General features: G+C 37.8%; 23 protein-coding genes. 11 read left to right on the top strand and 12 right to left on the bottom strand.

The window, feature by feature from the left end; genetic code table 11:
- Positions 1 to 47: 47 nt before the first annotated feature.
- Entirely contained in the window at positions 48 to 1592 is a 1545-nt protein-coding gene (bshC, locus tag EGI26_RS09355; protein WP_255077870.1) for a bacillithiol biosynthesis cysteine-adding enzyme BshC, read from the bottom strand.
- A gap of 80 nt (positions 1593 to 1672) precedes the next feature.
- Here bshC and mnmD point away from each other — a divergent pair, with 80 nt between their 5' ends.
- From mnmD to EGI26_RS09330, 5 genes are all read left to right on the top strand, one after another.
- The gene (mnmD, locus tag EGI26_RS09350) at positions 1673 to 2305 is read left to right on the top strand and encodes a tRNA (5-methylaminomethyl-2-thiouridine)(34)-methyltransferase MnmD (RefSeq protein ID WP_255077869.1); all 633 of its coding nucleotides are present in this window, start codon (positions 1673 to 1675) and stop codon (positions 2303 to 2305) included.
- A 69-nt stretch (positions 2306 to 2374) separates the two neighbouring features.
- Positions 2375 to 3721 carry a sugar porter family MFS transporter gene (locus EGI26_RS09345; RefSeq protein ID WP_255077868.1) on the top strand — a complete coding sequence of 449 codons (1347 nt, stop codon included), beginning with the start codon at positions 2375 to 2377 and terminating at the stop codon, positions 3719 to 3721.
- Positions 3722 to 3965: 244 nt separating this feature from the next.
- On the top strand, positions 3966 to 5237 hold the full coding sequence (locus EGI26_RS09340; protein ID WP_255077867.1) for an aminotransferase class V-fold PLP-dependent enzyme: 1272 nt from the start codon (positions 3966 to 3968) through the stop codon (positions 5235 to 5237).
- A 79-nt stretch (positions 5238 to 5316) separates the two neighbouring features.
- Positions 5317 to 5574, top strand: a complete 258-nt coding sequence (locus EGI26_RS09335; RefSeq protein WP_255077866.1) for a type II toxin-antitoxin system ParD family antitoxin — start codon at positions 5317 to 5319, stop codon at positions 5572 to 5574.
- Positions 5567 to 5857 (top strand): type II toxin-antitoxin system RelE/ParE family toxin, encoded by a 291-nt coding sequence (locus tag EGI26_RS09330; protein WP_255077865.1) that lies wholly within the window; start codon positions 5567 to 5569, stop codon positions 5855 to 5857. Before EGI26_RS09335 ends, EGI26_RS09330 begins: the two co-directional genes overlap by 8 nt.
- A gap of 42 nt (positions 5858 to 5899) precedes the next feature.
- Here EGI26_RS09330 and EGI26_RS09325 read toward each other — a convergent pair whose 3' ends face one another.
- A complete protein-coding gene (locus EGI26_RS09325; RefSeq protein WP_255077864.1) occupies positions 5900 to 7888 on the bottom strand; it encodes a hypothetical protein in 1989 nt (662 codons plus the stop codon).
- A 221-nt stretch (positions 7889 to 8109) separates the two neighbouring features.
- Between EGI26_RS09325 and EGI26_RS09320 the strand changes: the two genes are divergently transcribed.
- Both EGI26_RS09320 and accD read left to right on the top strand, forming a co-directional pair.
- Entirely contained in the window at positions 8110 to 9210 is a 1101-nt protein-coding gene (locus EGI26_RS09320) for a M48 family metalloprotease (protein WP_255077863.1), read from the top strand.
- Positions 9211 to 9355: 145 nt separating this feature from the next.
- Entirely contained in the window at positions 9356 to 10204 is an 849-nt protein-coding gene (accD, locus tag EGI26_RS09315) for an acetyl-CoA carboxylase, carboxyltransferase subunit beta (RefSeq protein WP_255077862.1), read from the top strand.
- Positions 10205 to 10222: 18 nt separating this feature from the next.
- Here accD and EGI26_RS09310 read toward each other — a convergent pair whose 3' ends face one another.
- A complete protein-coding gene (locus EGI26_RS09310) occupies positions 10223 to 11119 on the bottom strand; it encodes a DUF4249 domain-containing protein (protein ID WP_255077861.1) in 897 nt (298 codons plus the stop codon).
- Between the two features lie 5 nt (positions 11120 to 11124).
- Positions 11125 to 13515 carry a TonB-dependent receptor domain-containing protein gene (locus tag EGI26_RS09305; RefSeq protein WP_255077860.1) on the bottom strand — a complete coding sequence of 797 codons (2391 nt, stop codon included), beginning with the start codon at positions 13513 to 13515 and terminating at the stop codon, positions 11125 to 11127.
- Between the two features lie 213 nt (positions 13516 to 13728).
- Here EGI26_RS09305 and nagB point away from each other — a divergent pair, with 213 nt between their 5' ends.
- Both nagB and EGI26_RS09295 read left to right on the top strand, forming a co-directional pair.
- Positions 13729 to 15648 carry a glucosamine-6-phosphate deaminase gene (nagB, locus tag EGI26_RS09300; RefSeq protein WP_255077859.1) on the top strand — a complete coding sequence of 640 codons (1920 nt, stop codon included), beginning with the start codon at positions 13729 to 13731 and terminating at the stop codon, positions 15646 to 15648.
- Between the two features lie 141 nt (positions 15649 to 15789).
- Positions 15790 to 15945: a hypothetical protein gene (locus tag EGI26_RS09295; RefSeq protein WP_255077858.1), complete on the top strand. Its 156-nt coding sequence runs from the start codon at positions 15790 to 15792 to the stop codon at positions 15943 to 15945.
- On the opposite strand, the gene EGI26_RS09290 is transcribed toward EGI26_RS09295, so the two are convergent.
- The 7 genes from EGI26_RS09290 to EGI26_RS09260 all read right to left on the bottom strand — a co-directional run bounded on the left by EGI26_RS09290 (position 15942) and on the right by EGI26_RS09260 (position 23003).
- Complete coding sequence (locus EGI26_RS09290; protein ID WP_255077857.1) at positions 15942 to 16673, bottom strand: RluA family pseudouridine synthase; 732 nt, start codon at positions 16671 to 16673, stop codon at positions 15942 to 15944. The two genes, EGI26_RS09295 and EGI26_RS09290, sit on opposite strands and share 4 nt — an antisense overlap.
- A 2-nt stretch (positions 16674 to 16675) precedes the next feature.
- On the bottom strand, positions 16676 to 17827 hold the full coding sequence (locus EGI26_RS09285) for a 1-deoxy-D-xylulose-5-phosphate reductoisomerase (protein ID WP_255077856.1): 1152 nt from the start codon (positions 17825 to 17827) through the stop codon (positions 16676 to 16678).
- A 183-nt stretch (positions 17828 to 18010) separates the two neighbouring features.
- Positions 18011 to 18571 (bottom strand): GNAT family N-acetyltransferase, encoded by a 561-nt coding sequence (locus EGI26_RS09280; protein ID WP_255077855.1) that lies wholly within the window; start codon positions 18569 to 18571, stop codon positions 18011 to 18013.
- A 62-nt stretch (positions 18572 to 18633) separates the two neighbouring features.
- The gene (gene ahcY, locus EGI26_RS09275; RefSeq protein ID WP_255077854.1) at positions 18634 to 19947 is read right to left on the bottom strand and encodes an adenosylhomocysteinase; all 1314 of its coding nucleotides are present in this window, start codon (positions 19945 to 19947) and stop codon (positions 18634 to 18636) included.
- A 223-nt stretch (positions 19948 to 20170) separates the two neighbouring features.
- Positions 20171 to 21037, bottom strand: coding sequence for an FKBP-type peptidyl-prolyl cis-trans isomerase (locus EGI26_RS09270; protein ID WP_255077853.1), 867 nt, complete (start codon positions 21035 to 21037; stop codon positions 20171 to 20173).
- A gap of 42 nt (positions 21038 to 21079) precedes the next feature.
- Complete coding sequence (locus EGI26_RS09265; protein WP_255077852.1) at positions 21080 to 21916, bottom strand: FKBP-type peptidyl-prolyl cis-trans isomerase; 837 nt, start codon at positions 21914 to 21916, stop codon at positions 21080 to 21082.
- A gap of 28 nt (positions 21917 to 21944) precedes the next feature.
- A complete protein-coding gene (locus EGI26_RS09260; protein ID WP_255077851.1) occupies positions 21945 to 23003 on the bottom strand; it encodes a bifunctional oligoribonuclease/PAP phosphatase NrnA in 1059 nt (352 codons plus the stop codon).
- A gap of 110 nt (positions 23004 to 23113) precedes the next feature.
- Here EGI26_RS09260 and EGI26_RS09255 point away from each other — a divergent pair, with 110 nt between their 5' ends.
- Together EGI26_RS09255 and EGI26_RS09250 are read left to right on the top strand one after the other, a co-directional pair.
- Positions 23114 to 23533: a nucleoside-diphosphate kinase gene (locus EGI26_RS09255; protein ID WP_255077850.1), complete on the top strand. Its 420-nt coding sequence runs from the start codon at positions 23114 to 23116 to the stop codon at positions 23531 to 23533.
- A gap of 73 nt (positions 23534 to 23606) precedes the next feature.
- Entirely contained in the window at positions 23607 to 25121 is a 1515-nt protein-coding gene (locus EGI26_RS09250; protein WP_255077849.1) for a trehalase family glycosidase, read from the top strand.
- Here the strand turns inward: EGI26_RS09250 and EGI26_RS09245 are convergent, their stop codons facing one another.
- The gene (locus tag EGI26_RS09245; RefSeq protein WP_255077848.1) at positions 25122 to 25763 is read right to left on the bottom strand and encodes an outer membrane lipoprotein carrier protein LolA; all 642 of its coding nucleotides are present in this window, start codon (positions 25761 to 25763) and stop codon (positions 25122 to 25124) included.
- Positions 25764 to 25781 lie beyond the last annotated feature (18 nt).

Below are 25781 nucleotides of genomic sequence, written 5' to 3'. Positions count from 1 at the left end.
GTAATTTTTCGATACTATTCTGCTTTATTTTGAAGTCAAAAAGAATTTCAAACAAAAATAATGTTGAATTTAAAGTCCAAAGGGTCAAAGTTTTGTGAAATTTTCGCAATAAACTCGTGGTCGTTTAAATAGAAATTAAGGAAATTTTCGGAACGTTCTTGTAAGCCACCATTGGGGAATAGTTTTTCTTTCAGACCCTGTAACTGAGCCAAGGATGTTTCAAATTTTTTCTCTTCGGCTTTCTTGATTCTTTTCTCTAAATGCTCCAAGGATGTGGCATTTTTGACTTTCTCTGATTCCATAGCTGGCTTTAGCGTTGGATCAACTTCGGCTGCTTTTTTGATGATTTGGTCAAATGCCGCGGCTATTTGGTTTATTTCATCTGCTAATGAAAGAGAATTTTCAGAGTTTTTTTCTACAAAATTTCTTTTCAGAGTCACGTCGTCTTGAAACAACTCCTCAGCTTCTATTCCGAGTTTTTCCATTCGCTTTTTCGTGCCTTCATTTATGGCTAACCCAAGATTTCTTGGCAAAAGAATAGGAAATTGCACCTGGTGATGTTCAAAAATATCTTTTAGTTGCAACCAATAACAAACTTCAGACGGTCCACCAAGGTAAGCAAGGTTAGGTAAAATGGTTTCTTGGTAAATCGGTCTCAGAACTACATTTGGACTAATTTTTTCAGGAGTTTTTTCTAAAATCTCTAATATTTCGGATTCTGTAAAGCTTAAATCTGTGTTTACAACCACGTACTTTTCTCCGTTTTTCTCTATTCTTTCGCGTAGGTTTTCGTCTAAATAGAAGAAATTGATGTTTCGAGCGTGAATCTGTGTTTTGTATCCTTGATTTTCTAGACGAGCAGAGGTTTCGGCCACAATCTTTTCAGCTGCATTCTCCGTAATGTCTTTTTTTATTATTGGAGCAAATACTGACTTTAGTAATCTGTCATCACCGTCAATGCAGACCAATCCTTCAGCTCCGAAAAGCTCGTGCATATATTGTCTGACAGCTCCCGCTAAGGTACTATTTTCTCCATAAGCTCTTGCAAACACCTCGGGTTTATCTCTCAGGCCTTCAATGATTTGCAATAATTCAGATGGATTCATTCTACCCACCCCGCCTTTTTGTTCGGTTTCCCATTTGTGTTTTTGACCGAAGAGATTGAAGTAAGATATTTCTTCAAAATCATGATCTTCTGTGGCCATCCAATAAACGGGCACAAAGTTATATGCTGGAAAAGCCGCCTTCAGTTTTTTGGCCAAATTGATGGTACTCACTATTTTGTAAATCACATAAAGAGGTCCCGTAAAGATGTTGAGCTGATGGCCAGTGGTTACCGTAAATGTATTTTCGTCAAGCAGAATGTCAATATTGGGAGGATTTTCTATGCCTTGATATTGATGATTCAAAGCCTCAACCAACTCTTTTCTATGGCTAAATTTACGTTTAGAAATTGTTTCTTTGAAACCAGCTAGATCGGGAAAAGAACCGTAAAAACCACTCAATTGAGGATTTCTATCTATATAATCTGTGAAAAGTTTAGGAAAATGAGAGGCTTGCGAAAAAGGTATCTGCTTGTGAGTAATTTCCAAAATAGTTTGATTTTAAAAATGAAAACAAAGAAAAGCATGAATGGGTTTCAAAACTTATATTTGTGTCAAATTTAGCACAAATGATTGTTAGAACTACGGAAGACGGCTCCAAAACTGTTTATTCGGAGCAATTTAAACAATATTATCATTCGGTTTTTGGTGCGAAAACAGAATCGGAGTGGGTTTATATAGATCTGGGATATTTGGATGCCATCAAGAAATTCGGGGAAATTAGAATTCTGGAAATCGGATTCGGAACTGGCCTAAATGCTTTTTTAAGTCAGAAAATGGCAGAGGAACATCAAATCCCAACTTCTTATGTTGGTCTAGAAGCTTTTCCAATTCAGCCAGATTTATTTCAAAGCCTGAATGAGGATTTGCAAATTTATCACACTTGTGAGTGGGAGAGGCGGCTTAGGCTTTCGAAATATTTTAGCTTTGAAAAAAAGGAAATTCAAGTAGAAAACTACGAATCCAACCAAACTTTCCATTTGATTTATTTTGACGCTTTTGCTCCAGATGCTCAGCCTGAGCTTTGGACTGCCGAAGTTTTCGAAAAATTAAGAAAAATGCTCGTTAAAGATGGAGTTTTGACCACTTATTGCTCAAAAGTTATGGTACAGAAAAACCTGAAGAAAGCGGGTTATAAAATAGAAAAACACCAAGGACCTCCCCATAAAAGAGAAATCTTGAGGGCTATAAACTTGGGTTAATGCTTCTTCAGAAATTTATATAAATGCCAATTATTTTCATAGTTTTGTGAAAAATACATTACAAAACCTATGAGCAAAAACACTATTATTTATTTTATTGCTGCCGTAGCAGCCACAGGAGGCCTACTCTTCGGTTTCGATACGGGTGTTATCAATGTTGCCCTTCCTTCACTTCGTGAACAATTACAACTTACCCCATCGCAAGAAAGTATGGTGGTAGGAGCGGTACTCTTCGGGGCAATGTTTGGTCCTTTTATTTCAGGATTTTTAACAGACAAATTGGGTCGTAAAAAAATCAACATCATTGCATCTTTGGTTTTTGTGGTGGGTTCAATATTGGCGGCTATCGCTCCAGATACCAATTCACTCATTGCAGGTAGATTGCTTTTGGGTTTGGCTATTGGTATCGTGGCAGCTACGGTTCCATTATATTTGGCGGAGCTTTCGCCCAAAGACAAACGTGGTAGAATGGTGACGTTCTTTCAGTTGGCCATTACTTTAGGTATTTTGCTCTCTTATGTGGTCGGGTATATTTTTGGGGATGCCGAAAACGCTTGGCGATTGATGTTTTGGGCGGGATTTGTGCCAGCGATTATTTTGTTTGTTGGCATGTTATTGGTGCCAGAAAGCCCAAGATGGTTGCTCACAAAAGGAAGAAATGAGGAAGCTCTAAAAGTCCTGAATCAGCTAAGAACGCCTGATGAAGCCGTTGCAGAATACAACGAAACCTTGAAATTGTTAGAAGAAGAAAAACTCAATAAATCAAGCTGGATGGAGTTATTCATGCCAAAATTGAGAATTCCACTTTTCATCGGAATCGGGATATTTGCCATTCAACAATTTTCGGGTATCAATGCTATCATTTATTACTCCACAGATATTTTTAAGTCACTTTTTAGTGATTCGCAGGCTACTTTGGCCACCGTTGGTGTAGGAATTGTAAACTCATTGGCCACCATTTTGGGTATGCAGTTTCTCGACAAATGGGGCCGTAAACCATTGCTTTATACAGGTTTGATAGGTACCGCGGTTTGTTTGGGTACTGTTGGTTTGGCATTTTTGTTTGAAAGTAGTTTACCTGCAGGGTTAAGACAAATGATGTTGGTGGGCGGAATTTATACCTACATTATTTTCTTCGCCATTAGTTTGGGGCCATTGGGTTGGTTATTGATTTCGGAAGTTTATCCGTTAAAAATCAGAGGGTTTGCCTCAAGCATGGGAAGCTTCAATCACTGGTTTTTTGACTTGATGGTGGCAATTTCGTTTCCATTGATGCGTGCCACTTCCTTAGGAAAGAATGGCGGCATTTTCTTCATTTATATGATTGTGGTACTTCTAGGACTATTTTTTGCCAAATTCGTAGTTTTCGAAACCAAAGGACTTAGCTTGGAAGACATTGAGAAGAAGTATAATTGATATTTTGAGATTTTTTGAAGTGAAAGTGCAGGTCCTTTGGACTTGCACTTTTTTGTTTTCCAAGTAGGTAAATATTAATTTCTGAATGGAAACTTGCCGATACCGGCAAGAATTTCCTCTAATACCAATGTCTATTTTTAGTTTTTTGCCGATAAAAAATTTAGTCTGAATCTTTTCTCGGGTTTTATCTTTAAAATCTCCCAATTTTTCACAAACTTACTATCCCAAACTCATCAATAAACCAATGCTAAACAGAAGGTCCTTCTCATCAAAACTTATTTCAAGTGCTTTTTTGCCATTTCTTAAAATACCAGATGCGGGTTTCTTGAAAGAAATAAGCGATTACGTTGGTTCAGCCAACCCAAGTGCGGATGATGAAGACTTTTGGGCTCAGATTAGGATGGCTTACACGACATCTCAACAAATTGTAAACCTCAACAACGGTGGAGTAAGTCCATCCCCTAAAGTGGTGCAGGATGCCGTAGAACATTACAACAAGCTGGCCAACGACGGGCCTTCCTACTACATGTGGCGTATAATGGACCAAGGAAGAGAGCCTTTGAGAGAAAATCTGGCAAAGTTTGCCGGAGTTTCACCAGAAGAAATTGCCATCAATCGCAATGCCACAGAAGCTATCGATACGGTCATATTGGGTTTACCTCTTCAAAAAGGCGATCAAGTGGTACTGTCAAAGTACGATTACCCCAACATGCTGCATGCGTGGCGACAAAGAGAAGTGAGAGACGGCATAGAGTTGGTTTATGTAGACATTGATTTGCCTTTGGCTGATAATGAGCTGATTCTGAAAAAATATACGGAGAAATTTACCCCCAAAACGAAAGTGGTACATCTTACGCATGTGGTAAACTGGAACGGGCAGATTTTACCGGTCAGGAAAATTGCTGATGAAGCCAAAAAGAAGGGCATAAAAGTGTTGGTCGATGGGGCTCATTCGTTTGCCTTGTTAGACTTCAAAATTCCAGAACTCAACTGTGATTTTTATGGCACAAGCCTGCATAAATGGCTTTCTGCTCCGATAGGCTCTGGTATGCTTTGGATTAAGAAAGAAGAAATCAAGAACGTCTTTCCGCTCATTCCAAATGGTGATCCATTTAGTGTAAACGTTAGAAAATATGAGAATCTAGGTACACGTTCGTTTATGATTGAGCAAGGAATCGGCACGGCATTGAATTTCCAGTACACAATAGGTAACAAGCGAAAGGAAGACCGCATACGGTACCTGAAAGACTATTGGACCAAAGAAGCTGTAAAAATACCGAGAGTGAAAATGTACACACCGTTAGATGCTCAATACTCCTGTGCCATAGCCAATGTAGGTATGGAAGGTATGGAGGCCGGTGTAATAGAATCCAAGCTTTTTGAGAAATTCAAAGTGCATACTTCGCCCACCAAATGGGAAAAAATTAACGGAGCCAGGGTTACACCGCATGTTTACACTTCTTTAAGAGATTTGGATAGGCTTTTGGAGGGATTGCTTTATGTTTCTAAGCTGTGACTTGGATTTTTTGAGAAATTGCTTTTGCCAAATACCAAGAATTGGTATATTCACATTTAAATTCTAAATAATTAAGAAAATGGGAAATAACACTTCTGTTTTATTAGGTGATCATTACCAAGAATTCATAGTTTCTCAGGTAAAATCAGGTCGATATTCATCAGCAAGTGAAGTTGTGAGGTCGGCGTTGAGACTACTGGAGGAAGAAGAACAAAGAAAAAATGAATTTCTGAGAGGAGCATTGAAAGCCGGTGAAGAAAGTGGTTTGGCGATTCCATATAATTCTGAGAAGTTCAAAGAAAAGATGTTTGCCAAATATGTAGAAAAAAATGTTTGAGGTTCGAATCACACCCTTTGCTTTAAAAGACCTTGAGGATATTTGGTTTTATACTTTCAATGAATGGTCTTTGGACCAAGCCAACTTGTATCAGGATTTTTTGGATAGAGGGATATCAAAAATATCCGAAAACCCTTTTCAAGGGAAATCCTTGGACAATCTAAAATTGGGGTACTACAAGTTCAATGTTCAGCACCATTCAATTTTTTATTATATTGAAGAAAGTTCTGTTGTAATAGTCAGAATTTTACATGAAATGATGGATACCGGAAGGCATCTATAATTGTCAAAATTCTCGTTTTTTATCATAGAATTCTTAATACTTTTAATACTTTAACTTTCTATAAATTCTACACTCATGCTCAGCCACAAAATCTGCCGAAGTATAAACAAGCTCGTAATTATCTTTATCCGTCAAAGAAAGCTTACTTTCAGCATGAAAATTCACGACAAACAAAAAATTCCCAATGCTCCATTCAGCTACAAAATTAGTTTTTGACGGCTTCGTAATCCACTTAAAATCAGTAAATTGAGTTTCTTTTTGTATGGTTTCGAATAGAAGCTTCATTTTTTCTAATTCAGAAAAAAGGCCATAGTTTTTACCCCAAATAAAAGGCCCGTGGGTCACTTTATCGGTTTCGGCGTCGTCGTTTATCTGAAAAACGTAGAGTTTGGTGTATTCCTCGTTCAGACCACGTTCGAGGTGTGGATTACGGCATTCAAAGCCCAAAGACATGTAAGAGGGTAGAACTGGCAGGAAAAGACCCACAAAAAACCTCAAATGATTGCCTTTTTTATAAAATTCATCAAACCTAGGATCGTCCTTGTCCGCAGTTATCATCGTGAAATTCGGAGCAAACTTTCTGTTTTCAGCCAATGAAATATAATCCTCTAATTGGGTCATAAACACCTCTGAACCTACCGGCGAGGCCTGTAAGTCTCCAAGCGTGCTATCTGCTTCTATGGCTTCAAGGTGGTCCAATTCGTTGCCATAACCCATGGTATCAGGTGGAGCAATGAAAGTCTCGGCAAAAAATCCGAAATGCTTTACGCCTTTAGCCACAATGTAGTTTTTGATCGCTTTCAGTGGGTCATAAAACTCACCTATTTCACTTGGAACACCTCCCGACCTTGGCTGCACATGGGCCATATCACCCCGCATAAAGTCAAAATTGTAGGCTTGCTGGCACTCATAATATTTCTGACAAACATAGTCCCAAGCCGGAATATTTGGATTCTCAAATTCCAGCTCCTGATTATGTTCGGCATGATAAAACTTGTATCGCGTTAGCGGTCCAAATACCCTTGACATGGCCTCCGGCTTATCAAATTGGTAATTGTACCATTTGTTGCCCATTTTATCATAAATGAAATCGTTTTCTACCAAATGCAGCCCTCTGTAAGGCGGAGCCATGGTTACGGGTAAGGTTTCTAATCCATGATAGAGCAATTGCTGCATCATTTCTAGTCTTCTGCTTAATCTTTTATCTCGCTCATCCACCCGTCCAAACAGAATTTCTAGTCTTTGTTGCTCGCTAAGAATCGGATTGTTGAAATCAAAAAATACTGATTTGCTGTAGGAAATCAAACTGCCATTAGCTGTGCCATGTTGGTTTAAATATTCCCAAATAATATCTTCTACTTCAAGCCCATTTTGGGTATTTACTGATAAAATAGTATGATCTTTTCGCTTTACCCACTCAAACATTTGTGGGTGCAAAAACACCAATTCCGAGAACCTATCTGTATGCGGAATTATGTCCAATCCTACATATTTCCCCATCATGTGAATGAGATTGCTTACTACTTTGAGCTGTTTTTCTACTGTATCGAGGCTCGGTATAGCATTTTTTAATTCTTCACTAAAAAACTCTGGGTTGATATTCCAGCTCACTTTACCGTACAAACTTGAAACCACTCCAGGCTCCCAAATGGGCAAAATATGAATGGAATCGTGGCAGCTACCTATGGTTAGGAGGTATTTGATAAGATTAAAAATATTGCCAATTGTACGGATATTCACGCCGACCATATTGGTGGTTTTTAGCCAGTCGCCGTTTTGTTGGCCTTTTAGTGGACTAGGATAAGTAATGCCAGGATTAAGAGCTTGTCCAAGTTTATCTGTCCCGAATCGAGACTGCAGAATTTGAAGTATATCGAACACATTCAGCCCAACTGATATTTCGGGAATGAGTTTGGATACGAAGCTCATTTCTTGATTTGCATAGGCACTCTTAAAGCCAGAATGGCCATTTCTCCATACATCAAATGGACTTTGAGCACTGTTGTTTTCCATCTTATCTTTAATTATCATAGGTTTTCACCGACAAAACTATCAATATTTGCTTAGATAGCAGATTTTTTTCGAACTTTTTGGAAGAAATGCCTTTCCGCGAAACTCCGTTTTATTCTTAATTCTGCTGTTTTTTTATTCTTGATTTTTCAAGAAAAATCAAAATATAATAAGTTTCGTCTACTTCAAGTATTATTTTGTGTGCCAATTTCGTTTGTTTACAAAACTTATAAACGCTATACATGAAGCTATCAATCGGTGTTTTGCTTTTTTCTTTAATTAGCTCTACTTCTTTTGCTCAAAGCAACACGGGAATAATAGTTGGTAAAAACTATTACGGGCAAGCAATAAATGAGCGTGAGATATGTAACTGGGTAGCTTTTTCTACTCGGCCAGAGGTCAGTAAAGCTATTGAAAACATTGTGAGGAGGTCGGGTTTGAAGCAGAATTTTTATGTGATGGAATGCCCAAATACCGACAATTGCTTTGCCGCGACTCGAAATGGCGAGCGGTTGATTGTGTACGACCCAAAGTTTATCAACAAATTAAGTAACGTTACAAAAACCGATTGGGGAGCATTAAGTATTTTAGCTCACGAAATCGGGCATCATTTGCAAGGGCACACCATAAAACAAGGAGGTTCGGAGCATGAAAAAGAACTAGAAGCAGATGAGTTTTCAGGTTTTGTAATGTATCAAATGGGTGCAAAACTTAAGGAAGCCCAGTCGGCTATTGCCAGTTTAACTACCGAATATACTACTTCCACGCATCCTCCGAGAAGTTTGAGGTTGAAATCAATAGAGAAGGGTTACATTAATGCACGGGAGTTATATCCTGATATTCAAGCTATTAAATTGGAAAGAAAGCCTGAAGTTTCGACCGAAAAAGTGTTGGACGAAATCATAATAGAAACTACAGTATCTAGTGACTCCGAGACTTTGCCAGTTCGTAAAAAAGGTTGCGTTGATGGCAATTGTCTAGAGGGTTTTGGTGTGGCAATTAACTCCAAAACATCAGAGAAGTTTGAAGGGAATTGGCATGTGGGCAAACGCCACGGTCAGGGTACAGAATATTACAAAGATGGCAAAAAGAAATATGAGGGTTCGTTTTCAAACAGTTTGTACAACGGCAAAGGCACGCTTTTTCTTAAAAATGGAGACAAATACATTGGGGGTTTTTATCAGGGGAAAATGCATGGTTATCAAAGTACTTATGTGTATAGAAATGGGGACATGATTATTGTAGACTTCATTGCGGACCGAAAAGAGGGTAAAGCAAGGGTGATTTATTATGGTGGTGTGGAGGGTACAAAATACTTTAAAAACGATGAGGAAATTCGTTAAAAAGCATCTTTTTTTTGGTTTTGAACTGGTTTTGACAAATATATTTTGGTTTGACTTACCATTCTATTTCAAATAAAAAACAGGCTTTCTGCATATCTGGCATAAAAAATCTTTTATATTTGTCCCTCCAAAATCTTACCATTTTATGTCTTGGTTTAGAAGAACAGAAAAAGGGATTAACACTCCCACCGAGCTCAAACGTGAAACTCCTGACGGTCTTTGGTATCAATGCCCAGAGTGCAAAAATGTAATGCATACACGTGAGCACAAGCAAAATGCCTTTACTTGTATCCATTGCAACTACCACGACAAAATAGGCTCAGAGGCTTATTTCAGTCTGCTATTTGATGAAGGATCGTTCACTGAGCTGGATAAGGATATGATTTCGGGTGACCCATTGAAGTTTGTTGACACTAAAGCTTATCCCGATCGTATAAAAACCACCGTAGAAAAATCAGGCTTAAAAGACGCTTGTAGAACGGCTTACGGTAAAATGCATGGGCAAAATATTACGATTTCTTGTATGGACTTTGGCTTCATCGGTGGTTCAATGGGATCGGTGGTAGGAGAAAAAATAGCACGTGGCATAGACAATGCTATAAAAACACGAACACCATTTTTGATGATTTCAAAATCTGGAGGAGCCAGAATGATGGAAGCTGGGTTTTCACTAATGCAAATGGCCAAAACTTCGGCCAAATTAGCTTTGCTTGAGGAAGCCAAATTGCCTTATATATCACTATTGACGGACCCAACAACAGGTGGAGTTACTGCATCTTTTGCTATGCTTGGTGACCTCAACGTGGCAGAACCAGGCTCATTGATAGGTTTTGCAGGCCCAAGAATCATTAAAGAAACGATTGGTAAAGACTTGCCGAAGGGATTCCAAACTGCTGAGTTTATTCTGGAGCATGGTTTCCTTGATTTCATAGTCGATCGTAAAGATCTTAAAGATAAGTTAGCGAGTCTTTTGTCTTTATTGTGTAAAAAGTAATAATATTAGAATTTAATTTTACTGCTTTGGCCTGGCCTTATTTTTGTCTATTACTGTCTCAAAAGTACTTACTTTGGATACTATAAATGCTCCTAAGGCTTTCTTGGTTGACTTGGAGTTTAGGTTAAATATGTTTGTTGGAATGTTACTTAATGGCGTAGCAAATATTCCGCCATTCGTTGATTCCTGCCTTAGTTGTAGCAAATAGTAATAAGCTTCAGTAGGAATAGAAAAGAGCTCCACCTTCAGTTTATCTTTATCCGAAAACAAGGTTTGGTTTAACGATTGCCTGATGGGCAAAATAAACATCAGACCATCTGACTTTGAACCAGGCGAAAATCCAGCATCGTAAGCAAGTGAAATATCTGTGGGCTTAAATCTCAATGTGTCGTTTTTGTACGACCTTACCAAATAGGTATCTCCCTCGCCAACGGGATCATTGGCATAAAACTGAGCTAAAAAGCCATCTTTAGGGCCACCGTTTGGTGGCGTTATTGGGAAATTAAATACTTCATAGGCGATAGAATCTATTTTCGGCACCCGCTTGAGTTGTGATAGAGAATAATACTGCTCATTTTCATATTTTACAGCCAATGCCACTTGCTCGTTTTCGTTTAAAAACTTCCCAGTTTTTGGTTTATAGGTATAAATCCCGTCGTTGTTGGGGTCTGTAAACACATGGGCAGTACTGTCTTTGTTATATACTATTACCTCGGCACCCAAGGCCGGCCTGGGGGCAGAATCCTCAAAATAGGGCTGCGAAATAGTTAGTTTTACGCTTTGTTCTTTATCTTCGTCAGTGAGCCACGCATCTACCACTAGTTGATTTACTCCATCTTTTACGTCAAAGTCTATTACTTCTTCACAAGAAAACAGTGCAGCCGAAACTATAAGTATTGATAAGATTTTTTTCATGATTTTTAGAATTTGAAATTGTATGTAACTGCCGGAATAATTGCCGCAAAAACCGAATATTTTACAGCCTCCGTTTTGGACGGGTCATCAGGATTTTGACGCACATAAACCGAAAATGGATTTTTTCTATTGTAAACATTATATACCGAGAACACCCACTCACTTTCACCTTTTCCAAACAAAGCATGTTTGTTTTTACGAGTAGCCGAGTAGTCGAGCCTGTGGCTGTTCGGAATGCGGTAGGTATTTCTATCGTCAGTATAATTGTGCGGCAGTGCTATGCCTTGCCATGCAAACTTATTGGTTGGAAAACTCGCAGGGGTGCCACTTGAGAAAGATAAAGTTGTACCCATAGACCATTTTTTGGACAAATCCAGAATACCAACCACCGAGATATTGTGTGCTTTGTCGATCCTACTGGCATACCAATCGTTGTTGTTCAGCCCATCAATTTTTCTTTCAGTTCGGGCTATGGTATAACTCACCCAACCATTGAGTTTGCCTTTATTTTTTTTCACAAAAAACTCGGCACCATAAGCTCTACCAATACCATACATGAGATCACCTTCTACTGCTGGATTGAGTAACAAATCTGCATTTCTTATGTAATCAATCTGGTTTTTCAGGGTTTTGTAATAAACTTCAACTGAAGTCTCGAAAAGATTTTCTGAAAAATTCTTGAATAAACCCAAGGCCACTTGATCGGAGAGTTGCGGCTTGATGTTATTGCTGCTTGGTGTCCAAACGTCAAGTGGAGAAGAAGCCACGGTGTTAGAAAGCAAATGAATGTACTGTGCCAATCTATTGTACCCAAGTTTTATGGAGGTGCTGTTGTTTATTCCCAAGTTCAGGGCAATCCGAGGCTCTAAGTTGCCATAATTTTTGATGGCTTCTCCTTTTTCTGAGGTTCGAGTTGAGGTTATTTGTTTTCTTTCTCCAGGAATTGTATTTTCATTAAAAGTATACACTGTTCCAGGGCCCATGTAGCTATAGAAAGAGTACCTAAGGCCATAATTAAGGGTTAGTTTGTCGGTCAGTTTTTGCTCATTTCCAATGTACAGAGCAGATTCCATCGCATATTTACTATCTAAACCAATGGAGCGAGATTGCCCACCCGAAACCGCAGTGGCTTGTCCAGGATTAAAAGTATAATATATGGCTTGTCCTCCAAATGAGATTGTATTTTTAGAGTTCAGATAATAATTAAAATCGGGTTTTATGCTGTAATTCAATATGTTCGACTTCCATTCAAAAGAATCTTGATCATTTTCATTAGATAAATCAGAGTCAAGGGAATAGTCATAGTTTGAGTAAAAAACGGTTGTGTTCAGGAACAGTTTATTGTTGAAAACATGGTTCCAACGAAAAGAAGTTGTGGAGTTTCCCCAATTAAAACCAAAGTCGGCCCCGAATACGTCACGACCGAAGTAGCCAGAAAGGAAAATAGTATTTTTGTCGTTTATTTTATAATTGGTTTTTGCCGTAAAATCATAAAAGTAGAATCTAGACCCTTTCAAGTCGGAGTTCAGAAAAGGCTTTGCCAGAATGTCGATGTACGATCTTCGCAAGGCGATTATAAAACTTCCTTTTTCTTTTAGAAAAGGTCTTTCGTAGGCAAATCTTGAAAAAATTGTCCCCAATCCACCCGAGAATTCAGGTTTTTTTGAATTTCCCTCTTTCATTCTTACATCTAGTATTGAAGAAACTCTACCTCCATAAGTGGCAGGTATTCCTCCTTTTATCAGTTTTACGTCTTTTACAACGTCCGGATTAAAAACAGAGAAAAACCCAAATAGGTGTGAGGAATTATAAACTGGAGCTTCGTCAAGTAATACCAAGTTTTGGTCGATTCCACCACCTCTTACATTAAATCCGGAGGAGCCTTCACCAACAGAACTTACGCCTGGAAGAAACTGGATACTTCTTATCACATCCACCTCTCCAAGAAAGGCCGGCATTTTTTTGATGGTTTTCATTTCTACTTTGTTCACTGACATTTCCACGTTTTTCACATTGTCATCTTCTCGTTTTCCGGTCACAACTACTTCATCAAGGAGCTTTCCTTCTTCAGATAGTTCAAAGTTCAACGTTTGATTGTTGTCATGGGAATATTCTTTTGAAACAGAGTGGTATCCGATATAACTGGCTACAATGGTGTATTTGCCTTGGGGGGCAGTTATAGAATAAAAACCGTAAACATTTGTACTTACTCCAATTTTCAGTTCTTTCAAATAAACGTTTACCCCAATCATGCCTTCCCCGTTCTTTGCTTCGCTTATTTTGCCGCTTATAGTGTAATTATTTTGGCCAATTACAATATTTGAAATTCCGATTGTGTAAATTAGGAGGAAATAAACGACCTTAAAGGCAAAATGTTCTTTATAAATTTTTGACATTATTTAATATTCAGTGTCTTGTATTTTTGGATATCTTATTTTAACGTCTCGCTTAGTTAAATAGTTTTTAATTGTTTAATTTCTAATTTAGTCACAAGTTTATCTGTATATTATTCAATTATCGGCAATTAGTTTTTAAAATATTTTAATAAGTATAATCTGAAAAAGAAATTTTATATTATTTTTGCACAAAAAACATCTAATTGATTCATTATGAGTAATGCTCTTTTCAAAGAACCAATAGCTTACGAAAAAATACCGACGCGAATTTTTAATGATCCAAGAGAAGCCTCAAAATCTGTGGCACATGAAATTGCTGATTTGATTAAATTAAAGCAACAAGAAGGGGAAAAGTGTGTTTTGGGCTTAGCAACGGGGTCTTCGCCTAAGACAGTCTATGCTGAACTTGTAAGAATGCACAGAGAGGAAGGTTTAAGTTTCAAAAATGTGGTATCATTCAATCTCGATGAATACTATCCCATGGAGCCAGATGCTATTCAAAGCTACTGGAGATTTATGAAGGAACAATTGTTTGATTTAGTAGATATTCCAAAAGAAAATTATTTTTTACCGTTGGGAGATATTCCTCAGAATCAAATAGAAGACTTTTGCAGAAGTTATGAGGCGAAAATAGATGATTTAGGCGGCTTAGATTTTCAGTTATTAGGTATTGGGGGAAACGGTCACATTGGTTTTAATGAACCAGGGTCTTTGATTAACTCCAAAACTCGTTTGATGATGTTAGATCATTCTACAAGAGCTGCAGCGGTTATGGATTTTGGTGGAGAGCTTATAAAAGTTCCAAAGAAAGCCATAACTATGGGTGTATCAAAAATACTACATGCAAAGCGTGTTGTACTTCTTGCTTGGGGAGAAAGGAAAGCTAACATGATTGCTGATGCAGTTGAAGGCTCCGTTTCTGAGCATAATCCATCTTCATACCTTCAAAGTCACGGTAACGTTCTGTTTGTGGTTGATACAGCGGCAGCTTCAGACCTTAAGAGGATGAAGTCGCCATGGTTAGTGGAAGATGTTATTTGGGACAGCAAATTGACCAAAAAAGCAGTCTGTAGTTTAGCTTTAGATTTAAAAAAGCCTATTCTTAAACTTACCAACAAAGATTACAACGACAATGGCTTATCAGATTTATTAGCAGGGTATGGTCAAGCATACGAAATAAACATCGAAGTATTTAACCAACTTCAACATTCTATCACGGGTTGGCCAGGCGGAAAGCCGAATGCAGATGATACAAATCGCCCTGAAAGAGCTCTTCCAGAAAGAAAAAGAGTTATAATTTTTAGTCCGCACCCGGACGATGATATTATTTCAATGGGCGGTACTTTTCAAAGATTAGTAGATCAGGGTCATGAAGTCCATGTGGCTTATCAAACTTCGGGAAATATTGCAGTTTCTGACGACGAAGCTATAAGATTCATTGACTTTGTGGTTGATTTCAATAGGCAGTTTGGAATCAATAATGATGAAACAGCAACAATATTTGAAAATGCAAAGTCGTTTCTTCAAAACAAAAAAGACAGTGAGCTTGATACAGCAGAAGTAAGACATGTAAAAGGTCTTATACGAAAAGGAGAAGCCAAAAACACTTGTCGGTTTGTGGGAATTCCTGTAGAAAATGCTCACTTTTTAAATATGCCATTTTACGAAACAGGGCAAGTTCAAAAAGCCCCATTAGGAAAAATGGATATAGAGATTACCAAAGATTTGATTGAAAAAATCAAACCACATCAAATATATGCTGCTGGAGATTTGGCTGATCCTCATGGAACTCACAAGGTATGCCTTGATGCCATTATGGAGGCAGTAACACATTTGAAGCATAAAAACTTTATGAAGGATTGTTGGGTTTGGTTGTATCGTGGTGCTTGGGCTGAGTGGGAAATCCATGAGATAGAGATGGCTGTACCGATGAGTCCTGATCAGGTGATTCAGAAAAGGCTTGGAATATTTAAGCATCAATCACAAAAAGATGGGGTTGTATTTCAAGGATCAGACGCAAGGGAGTTCTGGCAAAGAGCCGAAGAAAGAAATGGAGTCACGGCTGAACTATACAATAAACTAGGTCTAGCAGAATATGAAGCCATGGAAGCTTTTGTGAGATGGAAATATTGATAGTTTTAGAGAAAGTTTTTTGATACTTTTTCTAAAAAACTTGCATTATTCAAATATTTTATTTTACTTTATGGGCAAATGGTACGTTTTTTGCATTGAAATACATGTCTTTTCAATTATTCACGTACTTAACTAACCATTATGAAGAAAATAAATTTTTTTATGACTGTTCAATGGCTAATTTTTATGCCATTGATACTCCCTTTAGGAATTATTACTGGTGCTTTTGAGGGGGTGAAGAAAATATTTGAACAGGCCACATCTGATATACTTGAAAAGCAGGAGGTGGTTTCTTAATGTATAAAACCGAGGTTTTCTAATTTGATATCCTCATCATCGAGGCTGAGAAACTCTTCCCAAAATGGTTGTTCAGGAACAGCAGCTCTACAAATTATTGGTTCGTTTTTTACTGGATGCAAGAAATAAATACGTCTTGCATGAAGGTTTATCGACCCGTCCTGGTTTCCTCTTGGTGAGCCATATTTTACATCTCCTTTTATTGGGCAACCTAGCGATGCTAGCTGTACTCTAATTTGATGCGGTCTGCCAGTAATTGGGCTTACTTCTATCAAATGATATTTATTTATGTTTCCCATATATCGGTAAGTAAGCTCTGCCTTTTGCGAATCTGGCACTTCTGTATCGTAGGCTGTTACGGTGTTAGAAGCACTGTCTTTTTTGAGCCAATGCACCAGTCTGCCGGCTTTCTTTTCTGGTTTTTTATAAGTAACTGCCCAGTAGGTTTTTTGCACCAATCTTTTTCTGAAAATTTCATTCATACGCGTAAGGGCTTTGGAAGTCTTAGCAAAAACAACAATGCCGCTTACAGGTCTGTCAAGTCTATGAATAGTACCCAAGAAAACATCCCCTGGTTTGTTGTGGGTTACCTTGATATATTCTTTTACATAATCCTCTAGGGTTTTGTCTTTGGTAATATCTTCGTGCACGAGTACACCTGCAGCCTTATTTACAATTATAAGGTGGTTATCTTCGTATATTACGTGAAATGGAATTTTTGGTTTCATGTTTATTTTATTTTGTTTAAAGCTGCCTGTCTTGTTGATTTATCGGTTTCTATGTAATCTTCCAGAGAAGGTTTTTCTACAAAATTAATGGTCTGCATGCAGTATGCTATGATATCAGACATTTCTAAAAATCCTATCCTATCTTTCAAAAACGCGTCCACTGCAACTTCATTGGCGGCATTTAATATACAAGGCATATTTCCGCCTTTCGATAGAGCTTCAAAAGCCAAACCAAGATTTCTAAATGTTTCTAAATCTGGCTTTTCGAAAGTCAGGTTGGGGTAATTTGTAAAATCAAATCTTGGGAAATCAGACTTTAGCCTTTTAGGAAAACCTAGGGCGTACTGAATCGGCAGTTTCATGTCTGGCAAACCTAACTGAGCCTTAATGCTGCCATCTTCAAACTGTACCAATGAATGCACGATGCTTTGTGGATGAACTATAACTTCAATTTGCTCAGCCTTTAGGTCAAAAAGCCACTTGGCCTCTATAACTTCCAAGCCTTTGTTCATCATACTAGCCGAATCGATGGTTATTTTGGCTCCCATGTCCCAGTTAGGGTGTTTTAGGGCTTGTTCTTTTTTTACACTTTTGAGAAATTCTTTATCTTTTCCTCTAAAAGGCCCACCCGAAGCTGTCAATATTATCTTTTCGATGGGATTTATATATTCACCAACCAAGCATTGGAAAATAGCCGAATGTTCAGAATCAACTGGTAAAATATCTACTTTGTGTTCTATGGCCAGTTTTGTAACTATCTCACCAGCAACTACCAAGGTTTCTTTATTGGCAAGAGCTATGTGTTTTCCTGCTTTTATGGCGTTGATGGTCGGTATCAACCCCGAATAACCTACCAATGCTGTTAAAACGGTATGAATGCTCTCGTTTTCAACGACCGATGCCAAAGATTTTTGACCACAATAAACCTTAATATCTAATGAATCAAGGGCGGCATTAACTTTGTCATAAAGCATTTCTTCGCCAATAACCACAACGTTGGGCTTGAATTTTACGGCTTGCTCAATCAGTAAATCGGCGTTGGATTGGGCGGTCAAAACTTCTACTTCGAAGATATCGTTATTGGCAGCTATTACGTCCAAGGCTTGTGTTCCGATAGAACCCGTCGAACCCAATATGGCTATTTTTTTCTTCATCAAAAATCCTTAAAACTAAAATGGTTTGCAAAAATAGTGGATTTATACCTAAAAGTGGCTAGTTAGGTGGAATATGTGATTAAGTTTGCGATAATGGCACGCAGATGACACGGATGCAAGCAACGCTGATCAACACAGATTTTATTGGAAAATGTCTTTATTCAATAAATACTTTTATTGCTCTTAATGTTGAAAATCCATTACCACAATATTCCAGTTACTCTCTGTAAAGCTGTCGTAAAAAGTATGAATTACTTCAAATCCACTTTTTTGGTGTGCTTTTAAAGAACGGGGATTGTGTTCGCTGATATCCGTCACCGCGAAATCGTATTTTTCTTTGAGCTCGTCTTTGTAAAATGCATAGAGTTTTTCTACCAAACCTTGGCCTCTGTAGTTTTTATCGATGCAGAGTTGGCCCACAAAAATGTATTTGTAGGTTGTCATTGGGCGGCTTTTGTAAGTCAAACTAGCTACCGTGGAAAACAAATCATCAAAAACAGGCATGTCTTTGGCAGCACTTTCGAGCATCGCTATGGCGTACGCAACCACTTGGTCATTATCAGTAATGATTACGCAAGGTTCGGCATTATTGATTTTTTTCAATTGCTCAAAAGTATGCTCTGCCGTTACGAATCCTTGAGATTCCTTTTCGGCATCGGTCAAATATTTCTTAAGATTTCGCTTTTGTAAATCTAATATTTGTAAAAGACTTTCGTCGGTACGTGCTCGTTTGAATTTCATCATAAAATAAAAAAACCACCCTCACCAAAAGTAAGGATGGTTGTCTTAAAAAACAATAATGTATATCAATATCTGTACATTTCTGCTTTGAATGGTCCTTCAACATTTACGCCGATATAATCAGCTTGTTCTTTGCTCAAGATGTCCAACTTAGCACCAACGTGAGCCAAGTGGAAAGCTGCAACTTTCTCGTCCAATGCTTTTGGCAATACATAAACTTTTTTCTCGTAAGCCGCAGTGTTGTTCCAAAGCTCCAACTGAGCCAAAGTTTGGTTTGAGAATGAGCATGACATCACAAACGATGGGTGACCCATAGCACAACCCAAGTTTACCAGTCTGCCCTCTGCCAAAATGATAATATCTTTTCCTTCCACAGTGTACATATCCACTTGTGGCTTGATAACGTTTTTGCTGCTGCCATAGTTTTGGTTTAACCAAGCCATGTCAATCTCATTGTCGAAATGGCCGATGTTACAAACAATGGCTTTGTCACGCATTTTCAAGAAATGCTCGCTTCTGATAATTTTGTAATTACCGGTGGCAGTCACAAAGATTTGAGCTCTTGTACAAGCTTCGTCCATGGTAACTACTTCAAAACCATCCATAGCAGCTTGCAAAGCACATATCGGGTCAATTTCTGTTACCAATACTCTACATCCTGCTCCTCTCAATGATTCAGCAGAACCTTTACCTACGTCCCCGTATCCAGCTACTACTGCAACTTTACCGGCCAACATCAAGTCAGTTGCACGACGAATAGCGTCTACCAATGATTCTTTACAGCCGTATTTGTTATCAAATTTCGATTTTGTTACTGAGTCGTTTACGTTGATAGCTGGTAACAATAAAGTCCCATTTTTCATTCTTTCGTAAAGACGGTGAACACCCGTAGTTGTTTCTTCTGAAAGTCCTTTGATGTTAGCAACCAATTCAGGATATACATCAAAAACCATGTTGGTTAAGTCGCCACCATCATCAAGAATCATGTTCAATGGTTGTTTTTCTTCTCCAAAAAACAATGTTTGCTCAATACACCAGTCAAACTCTTCGGCTGTTTGGCCTTTCCAAGCATAAACCTGAATACCCGCAGCAGCAATTGCAGCCGCAGCATGATCTTGTGTAGAGAAGATATTACATGATGACCAAGTAACCTCAGCTCCTAATTCTACCAAAGTTTCAATCAAAACGGCAGTTTGGATAGTCATGTGAAGACATCCAGCCACTCTAGCACCCGTTAAAGGCTTAGAAGGGCCGTATTCTTTTCTAATTTCCATTAAACCGGGCATTTCTGCTTCGGCCAATTGTATTTCTTTACGACCCCATTCGGCCAAAGAGATGTCCTTTACTTTGTAAGGAACGTATGCATTTTCTGATTTCATAAAAGGTATTTTATCTATAAATACTTGATAATTTGTTGCTATTGTCTAATAACGCAACAAAATTAATATAAAATATCTACAAAATAAAAGATATTTAGTAAAAATGACTATTGAGTAATATTGATGGGGTGTTTTGACCATTAATTAGCATTTTATGGTTGCCATAAAGCAAAAGAGACCTAGCAATGCCAAGTCTCTTTTAATATCTCAGTGAATAGTCGAACTACAGACCGTTAACCGTAACTATCTCTATATCAAATATTAATGGGGTGTATGGTGGAATCGTACCACTTCCGGCACTCCCATAACCAATAGATGATGGAAATATAATTCTCGCTTTTTCTCCCTTTTTTAGTTTTGAAATACCCTCAGAGAATCCAGCAATAGTCGAAGAAGAACCAATAACTATACCAAATGTTCCGCTATCAAAGCTGGTTTCGTTTAAAAACATACCGTTGTATTTTACAGATACGTTGTCACCAGCTTTTAATGAATCATTGGTAGTTTTTGCGTTGGTTCTAATAAAACGAAGACCAGTATTGGTTTTTTCGGTAACTGTTAGATTTTTCTTTTTAACATAATTATTGATTTTATCGTCTTCCGACAACAAATCGACCAATTCTATCTCAGCCACAATGACGGCATATTTTTCTACACCTGTCGGTGGATTTTCGTAATATGCCTGATAGGATGGTATTAGGAATGTGCCTTTTTCACCTTCTTTTAAAAACAATAGGGCATATTTGAATCCATCAAATGCCGGAGTGGTATAGAAATTAAACATGACAGAATCTGCTGCTGTTTTTTTTACAATTTCAAATCCGTCAATAGTTTTTAAGGAATAGGCTAAGTGCAAATCATAGGCCGAAGAAACGGCCAAGCCAGCACTATTAGTCTTGGAAATGTTATAATAGATACCTGTGGCAGCATTTTTTGTTAATGTCAATGAATTGGTCTGACCATATTCTACGATCTTCAATTCTTCATTTTTTGTTAACGCATCGAGGTCTGTTTCTACATATTTTCCCAAACAAGAAGAAAGCACAATGCCAGATACTATTAAAACTACGAACCTTTTCAATAAAAACATTTTAAATACTATTTAAAAATAAAGAACGGTAAACTCAAGTTATTATTTCTTGATATCAGTTAGCGTAATATCAAAAACCAAAGGAGTATTAGGTGCTATTGGGCCGCCACCTTGCTCTCCGTATGCCAACGCCGAAGGTATAATAAAAGTGCTTTTGCCACCTTTCTTCATTGTTTTCAAAGCAAGTTCCCATCCTGGAATTACTTTGCTTTGACCTAACGGCACTTCAAATGGCTGACCGTTTGATTGGTCAAATATTTTGCCATCCATAAATTTGCCAACATATTCTACTACTACGGTTTGTCCATCTACTGGCGTTGCCCCGGTACCCACACTATTTTCTGTGTAGTATATTCCTTCGGCAGTTTTTAGTGCGTTTTTCATGCTTTTAGCTGCATAATCGGCAACTGTTTTCGGCTCAAGAGATTTTTTGTCGGCTGCTTCTTTCTCAAACTCAGCTCTGGTCTGCACTTTGTGCATTTTTACTATAAACTTTAAATCACTACCTTTTGCAATTCCTGGCGAAAGTGGTTGTCCCATTAATTTAAACAATGAGTCAGCGTTTACCAGCACTGTGGTGCTATCTCCTTCGCCAATGTGATAAAGTGCGTTTTCAAAAGAACCCTTAAATGCTCCTTTTTGGATAGGAACTATAAAAGCTTGTCCTTCTTTGTAACTGTCTTTAATAACTGAATCAGTGGCTGTTTTGATAATTAAATCAAAAGATATAATATCTCCGTCCTTACCTACTTTGCCTGATTTTCCTTCTTCGTGGATTTGCAATCTATCACCGTCTTTTGTGGTGGTTACTTTGAACTTATCACAAGAAACCAAGCCCAAAACAGCGAGGATTGTTAAAACGCTAAATGTAAATTTCATCTGTTTGTATTTTATGATTATAAAAATGTTAATTTGGTTGTAATTCTAATTGAGATTTTAAATAGGGCAGCAAAGTTAAGAATTTTTGGACAGTTTCTTCAAGGGATAGACTAGACCTTCCTCCAGCGGCGTTTTTATGGCCACCGCCTTCGAAGTAGTCTCGAGCCAAATCAGCCACCGAAAAATCATGAACTGATCTAAACGAAATCTTTATAAGTCCTTCTTTTTCGATAAATATGGCAGACATTACCGAGCCCGCTATGGATAAGCCATAGTTTACGATTCCCTCGGTATCGCCGTTTTTGGAGTTATATTTTTTTAATTCTTTTTCTGAAATATAAGTATAGCAAACTCGGTACTCTGGCAGATAGGTCATTTTCTTGCTCAAAACAAAGCCAAGAAACTGTAGCTTCTCGAAATCGTTCTGGTCAAAAAGACTTCTGTGAATTGCAGATGGAACTACTCCTTTGGCTAACAACTTGCCCGCAACATTGTGGACTTCGGGCGTAGTAGCCGGATATTTAAAAGAGCCAGTGTCAGTTAAAAGTCCTGTATATAAGCATGTTGCGATGTCGAGGTCAATCATAGCCTCATGACCCAATTTAACTATCATTTGATAAATAAGCTCGCAGGTTGAGGAAGCGTGCTCGTTCCAATAGAGTAAATCTCCGAAGGTTTCGGGTTGCTCGTGGTGGTCAATGATTATTTTCTTGGAAGAAGAACTCAAGACTACGTCTTTCATATCTTTCATTCGTGAACCCGAAGAAAAATCGGTGCAAAAAATCAGGTCCGCTTCGGCAATGAGTCCGTTTGCAAGTGCTTTGTTTTTATTATCGTATACCACAATAGAAGAAACTCCAGGCATCCAAGCTATGAAATCGGCATAGTCGGTAGGACTTATAAAAGTGACTTTTTCAAAATCAAACTTTTTGAGATAATTCCAAAGCCCTAAAGCTGAACCAAAGGCATCACCGTCAGGATTTTGGTGACTTGTGATTACAATATTTTTAGCTTTTGGGGTCCAATCTAAATATAAATCCAGCTTCTGTTTGTCGTCCGTAAAATACTCTACCATATTATTTTTCAATTCGTTCGCAATTTACGAAGCTATTTTCTTAAAATCTCTACTTGTTACAAATAATAGAACTTGTTGAAACGAAGCCAAAATGTATTATTTTTGCAAAAAAACAAAATAGCATGTCAAGCAATAGAACGTATTCGATGGTAAAACCACACGCAGTGGCAGATAATCATGTGGGAGGAATTTTGAAAATGATAGAAGAAGGCGGATTTAGAATTGTTGCCTTGAAAAAAACACAACTGACAGCAGCTCAAGCTGGAAAATTTTATGAAGTTCATGCAGAGCGTCCTTTTTATGGTGAATTGTGCGAAATGATGTCAGAAGGGCCTATCGTTGCCATGATTTTAGAAAAAGAAAATGCAGTTGCTGACTTTAGAGCATTGATAGGTTCTACAGACCCCGCCGAAGCAGCAGATGGAACGGTGAGAAAAGCGTATGCTAAATCAAAGGCTGAAAACGCTGTTCACGGTTCAGATTCTGACGAGAATGCAGCCATCGAAAGTGCGTTTTTCTTTAGTGGATTAGAGAGATATTAATAATTTAGGAAATATCAGAAAATGGCATCTTTGTTTATTAGAGATGCCTTTTTTTATGAATAAATGGTTCAAAATGAGAATTTTGTTGTACTTGGGATTCGTTTTTTTACTTATTTCTTGTGGTGAAACTGTTACTAAAAAAGAGTATCAGTCACCTGAGAAGAAATGGGGAGAACTTTTTGAAGAGGTGCAAAATCAGAAAATCTTTGATGATTCCAAAGTTTTTGCAGATGCCATACCAAAATTTAAATCTGACAGCATTTTAATAAAATTTGAAGAGCAAAGGTTAACAGTAGGGTTTGATTTAAAGAAATTTGTAAGCGAAAATTTCAAATTGCCGGATTATGCCCTAAGTGAGGAAAAGTCAAGTTTGGCGTTTGAGAAATACCTCGAAACCACTCTATTGGCACTGAAAAGAGAACCCAAAGACGACAACGGATCGCTGATTCCTACCCGAAAAAGTTATTTTGCGGGTGGCAGTAAATTTGAGGAATCAAATTATTTCCGTAGTTATTTGACGCTAAGAGCTTTACAGGCACTAAAACAAGACACATTGGCTCTCAATCAGGCCATAAATAATGCTCAATTTATCCAAGATTTTGGACACGTACCTGCAGGAAATCGTACTTACTATATGTCAAGGAGCAATCCGCCTTTGTTTGCTTTGATGATAAAAAAGCTTGCCGAAAAGGACCCCAAACAATTGGATATTTTTAGTACACAACTTATGCGTGAGTACCAATACTGGATGTCTTCAGAGTCGAATGAAGAAGTTTCTAAACAAAAAGAAGCAAAAGAGAAGGGTCAGAAGGCGTATCAAAAGGTAGCATTTTTGCCAAATAATAATCTACTGAATAGGTATTTGGATATTGAAAATGGTTCTTTGGCGGAACAGTCACAATCTGAAAATACCTCAAGTGATTTTTATAAAAACCTAAGGGCAACTCAGGAGTCTGAATGGACAGATGGTAAAAGATGGCTTTCAAATTCTGGTTTGGCCAAAACTACCGATATTTTACCAGTGGATTTGAATGCACTCTTATATTTCATTGAAACTACTTTGAGCGAGGTTTATGGGGCTAAAGGAAAGGCTGATTATGCCAAAAGCTTTGGTTTGTTGGCTCAAAAACGAAAAGCTATTTTCAACCAATATTTTTGGAACGAAAGGATGGGTTTTTATTATGATTATGATTTTGTGAATCAAAAACAGAGAGAATCTTCAACCTTGGCAGGTGTTTTTCCACTCTTGGTCGGTTTAGCGGATCAGAAACAAGCAGATAAGGTTGCAGAAAAATTAGAGAGAGAATTTCTCAAAAATGGTGGTTTATTAAACGAGCTAAATGGTTCAGAATTAGGAGTCGCCGAGTTTCAGTTTTATGCTATTGAAGCTCTAAAAAAGCACGGGAAAGCGGAATTAGCCCAAAAAATTAAGGACAAATGGTTAAAAACCAATCAGGAATATTTTACAAAATTCGGGAAGATTGAGCCGAGCTATAATGTGTATCAATCGATGAGCTCACAAAAAAACTCCCATCAACAAAGAATTGACGGGAGCTTAAGTGTTTTATTGATTCTTTTGAAAGAGTGATTATCTCAAATCTACGACCTCTACTCCTGGATATTTTGCTTTGTCAAATGTAAAAAGGGCATCAGTTGCAGGTACGTTTGGTACAAACTTGTCGATTCTAAAAACCGTTTTTTTGCCAGACTTATCCCAAACTTTCCAAGTTTTAATGCTCTTATCGTTCTTATTTACAGATATTTGTATTTTAGCTACATTAGACTTGCCCGATGTTGGCGATAGCTCAACTACCTCATAAGATGCCGCTCCTTCTTTTTTCTCTTCTTTAAAAATGTACTTGTAGCCTTTTTTGTAGATGCTGTATATTTTGGTTGGAGAAAAATCACTGTCGTCGTTCGGATTGAAGTCCGAAATATTCACCTCGTTGGTTTCCTTTACATAGGTATAAATATCCTTGCCGTTGTTGAATATCTCTTGGCCAGCAGTTTTTAGTTTGAATTTATTCCCTTTTACGGTTACATTACCAGTAAAAACATTGCTGAGCTTCATGTTAGCCCCCTCTACACCATACGTAAAGTTAGCATTGAAGGTTTTCAATGCTTTGTATTTTGCACTCATGGCATCTAATATAGCCTCGGCTTTTTTGTCCTGTGCCACTGCACTCCATCCAAAAAACAGTGCTGTTATTATTAAGAATCCCTTTTTCATTATCATTGGTTTGTTTAT

It is taken from the genome of Lacihabitans sp. CCS-44, assembly GCF_024343735.1.
In the GTDB taxonomy this organism is placed as follows: Bacteria; Bacteroidota; Bacteroidia; order Cytophagales; family Spirosomataceae; genus Leadbetterella.
This window is presented reverse-complemented; position numbering and strand designations above follow the sequence as displayed.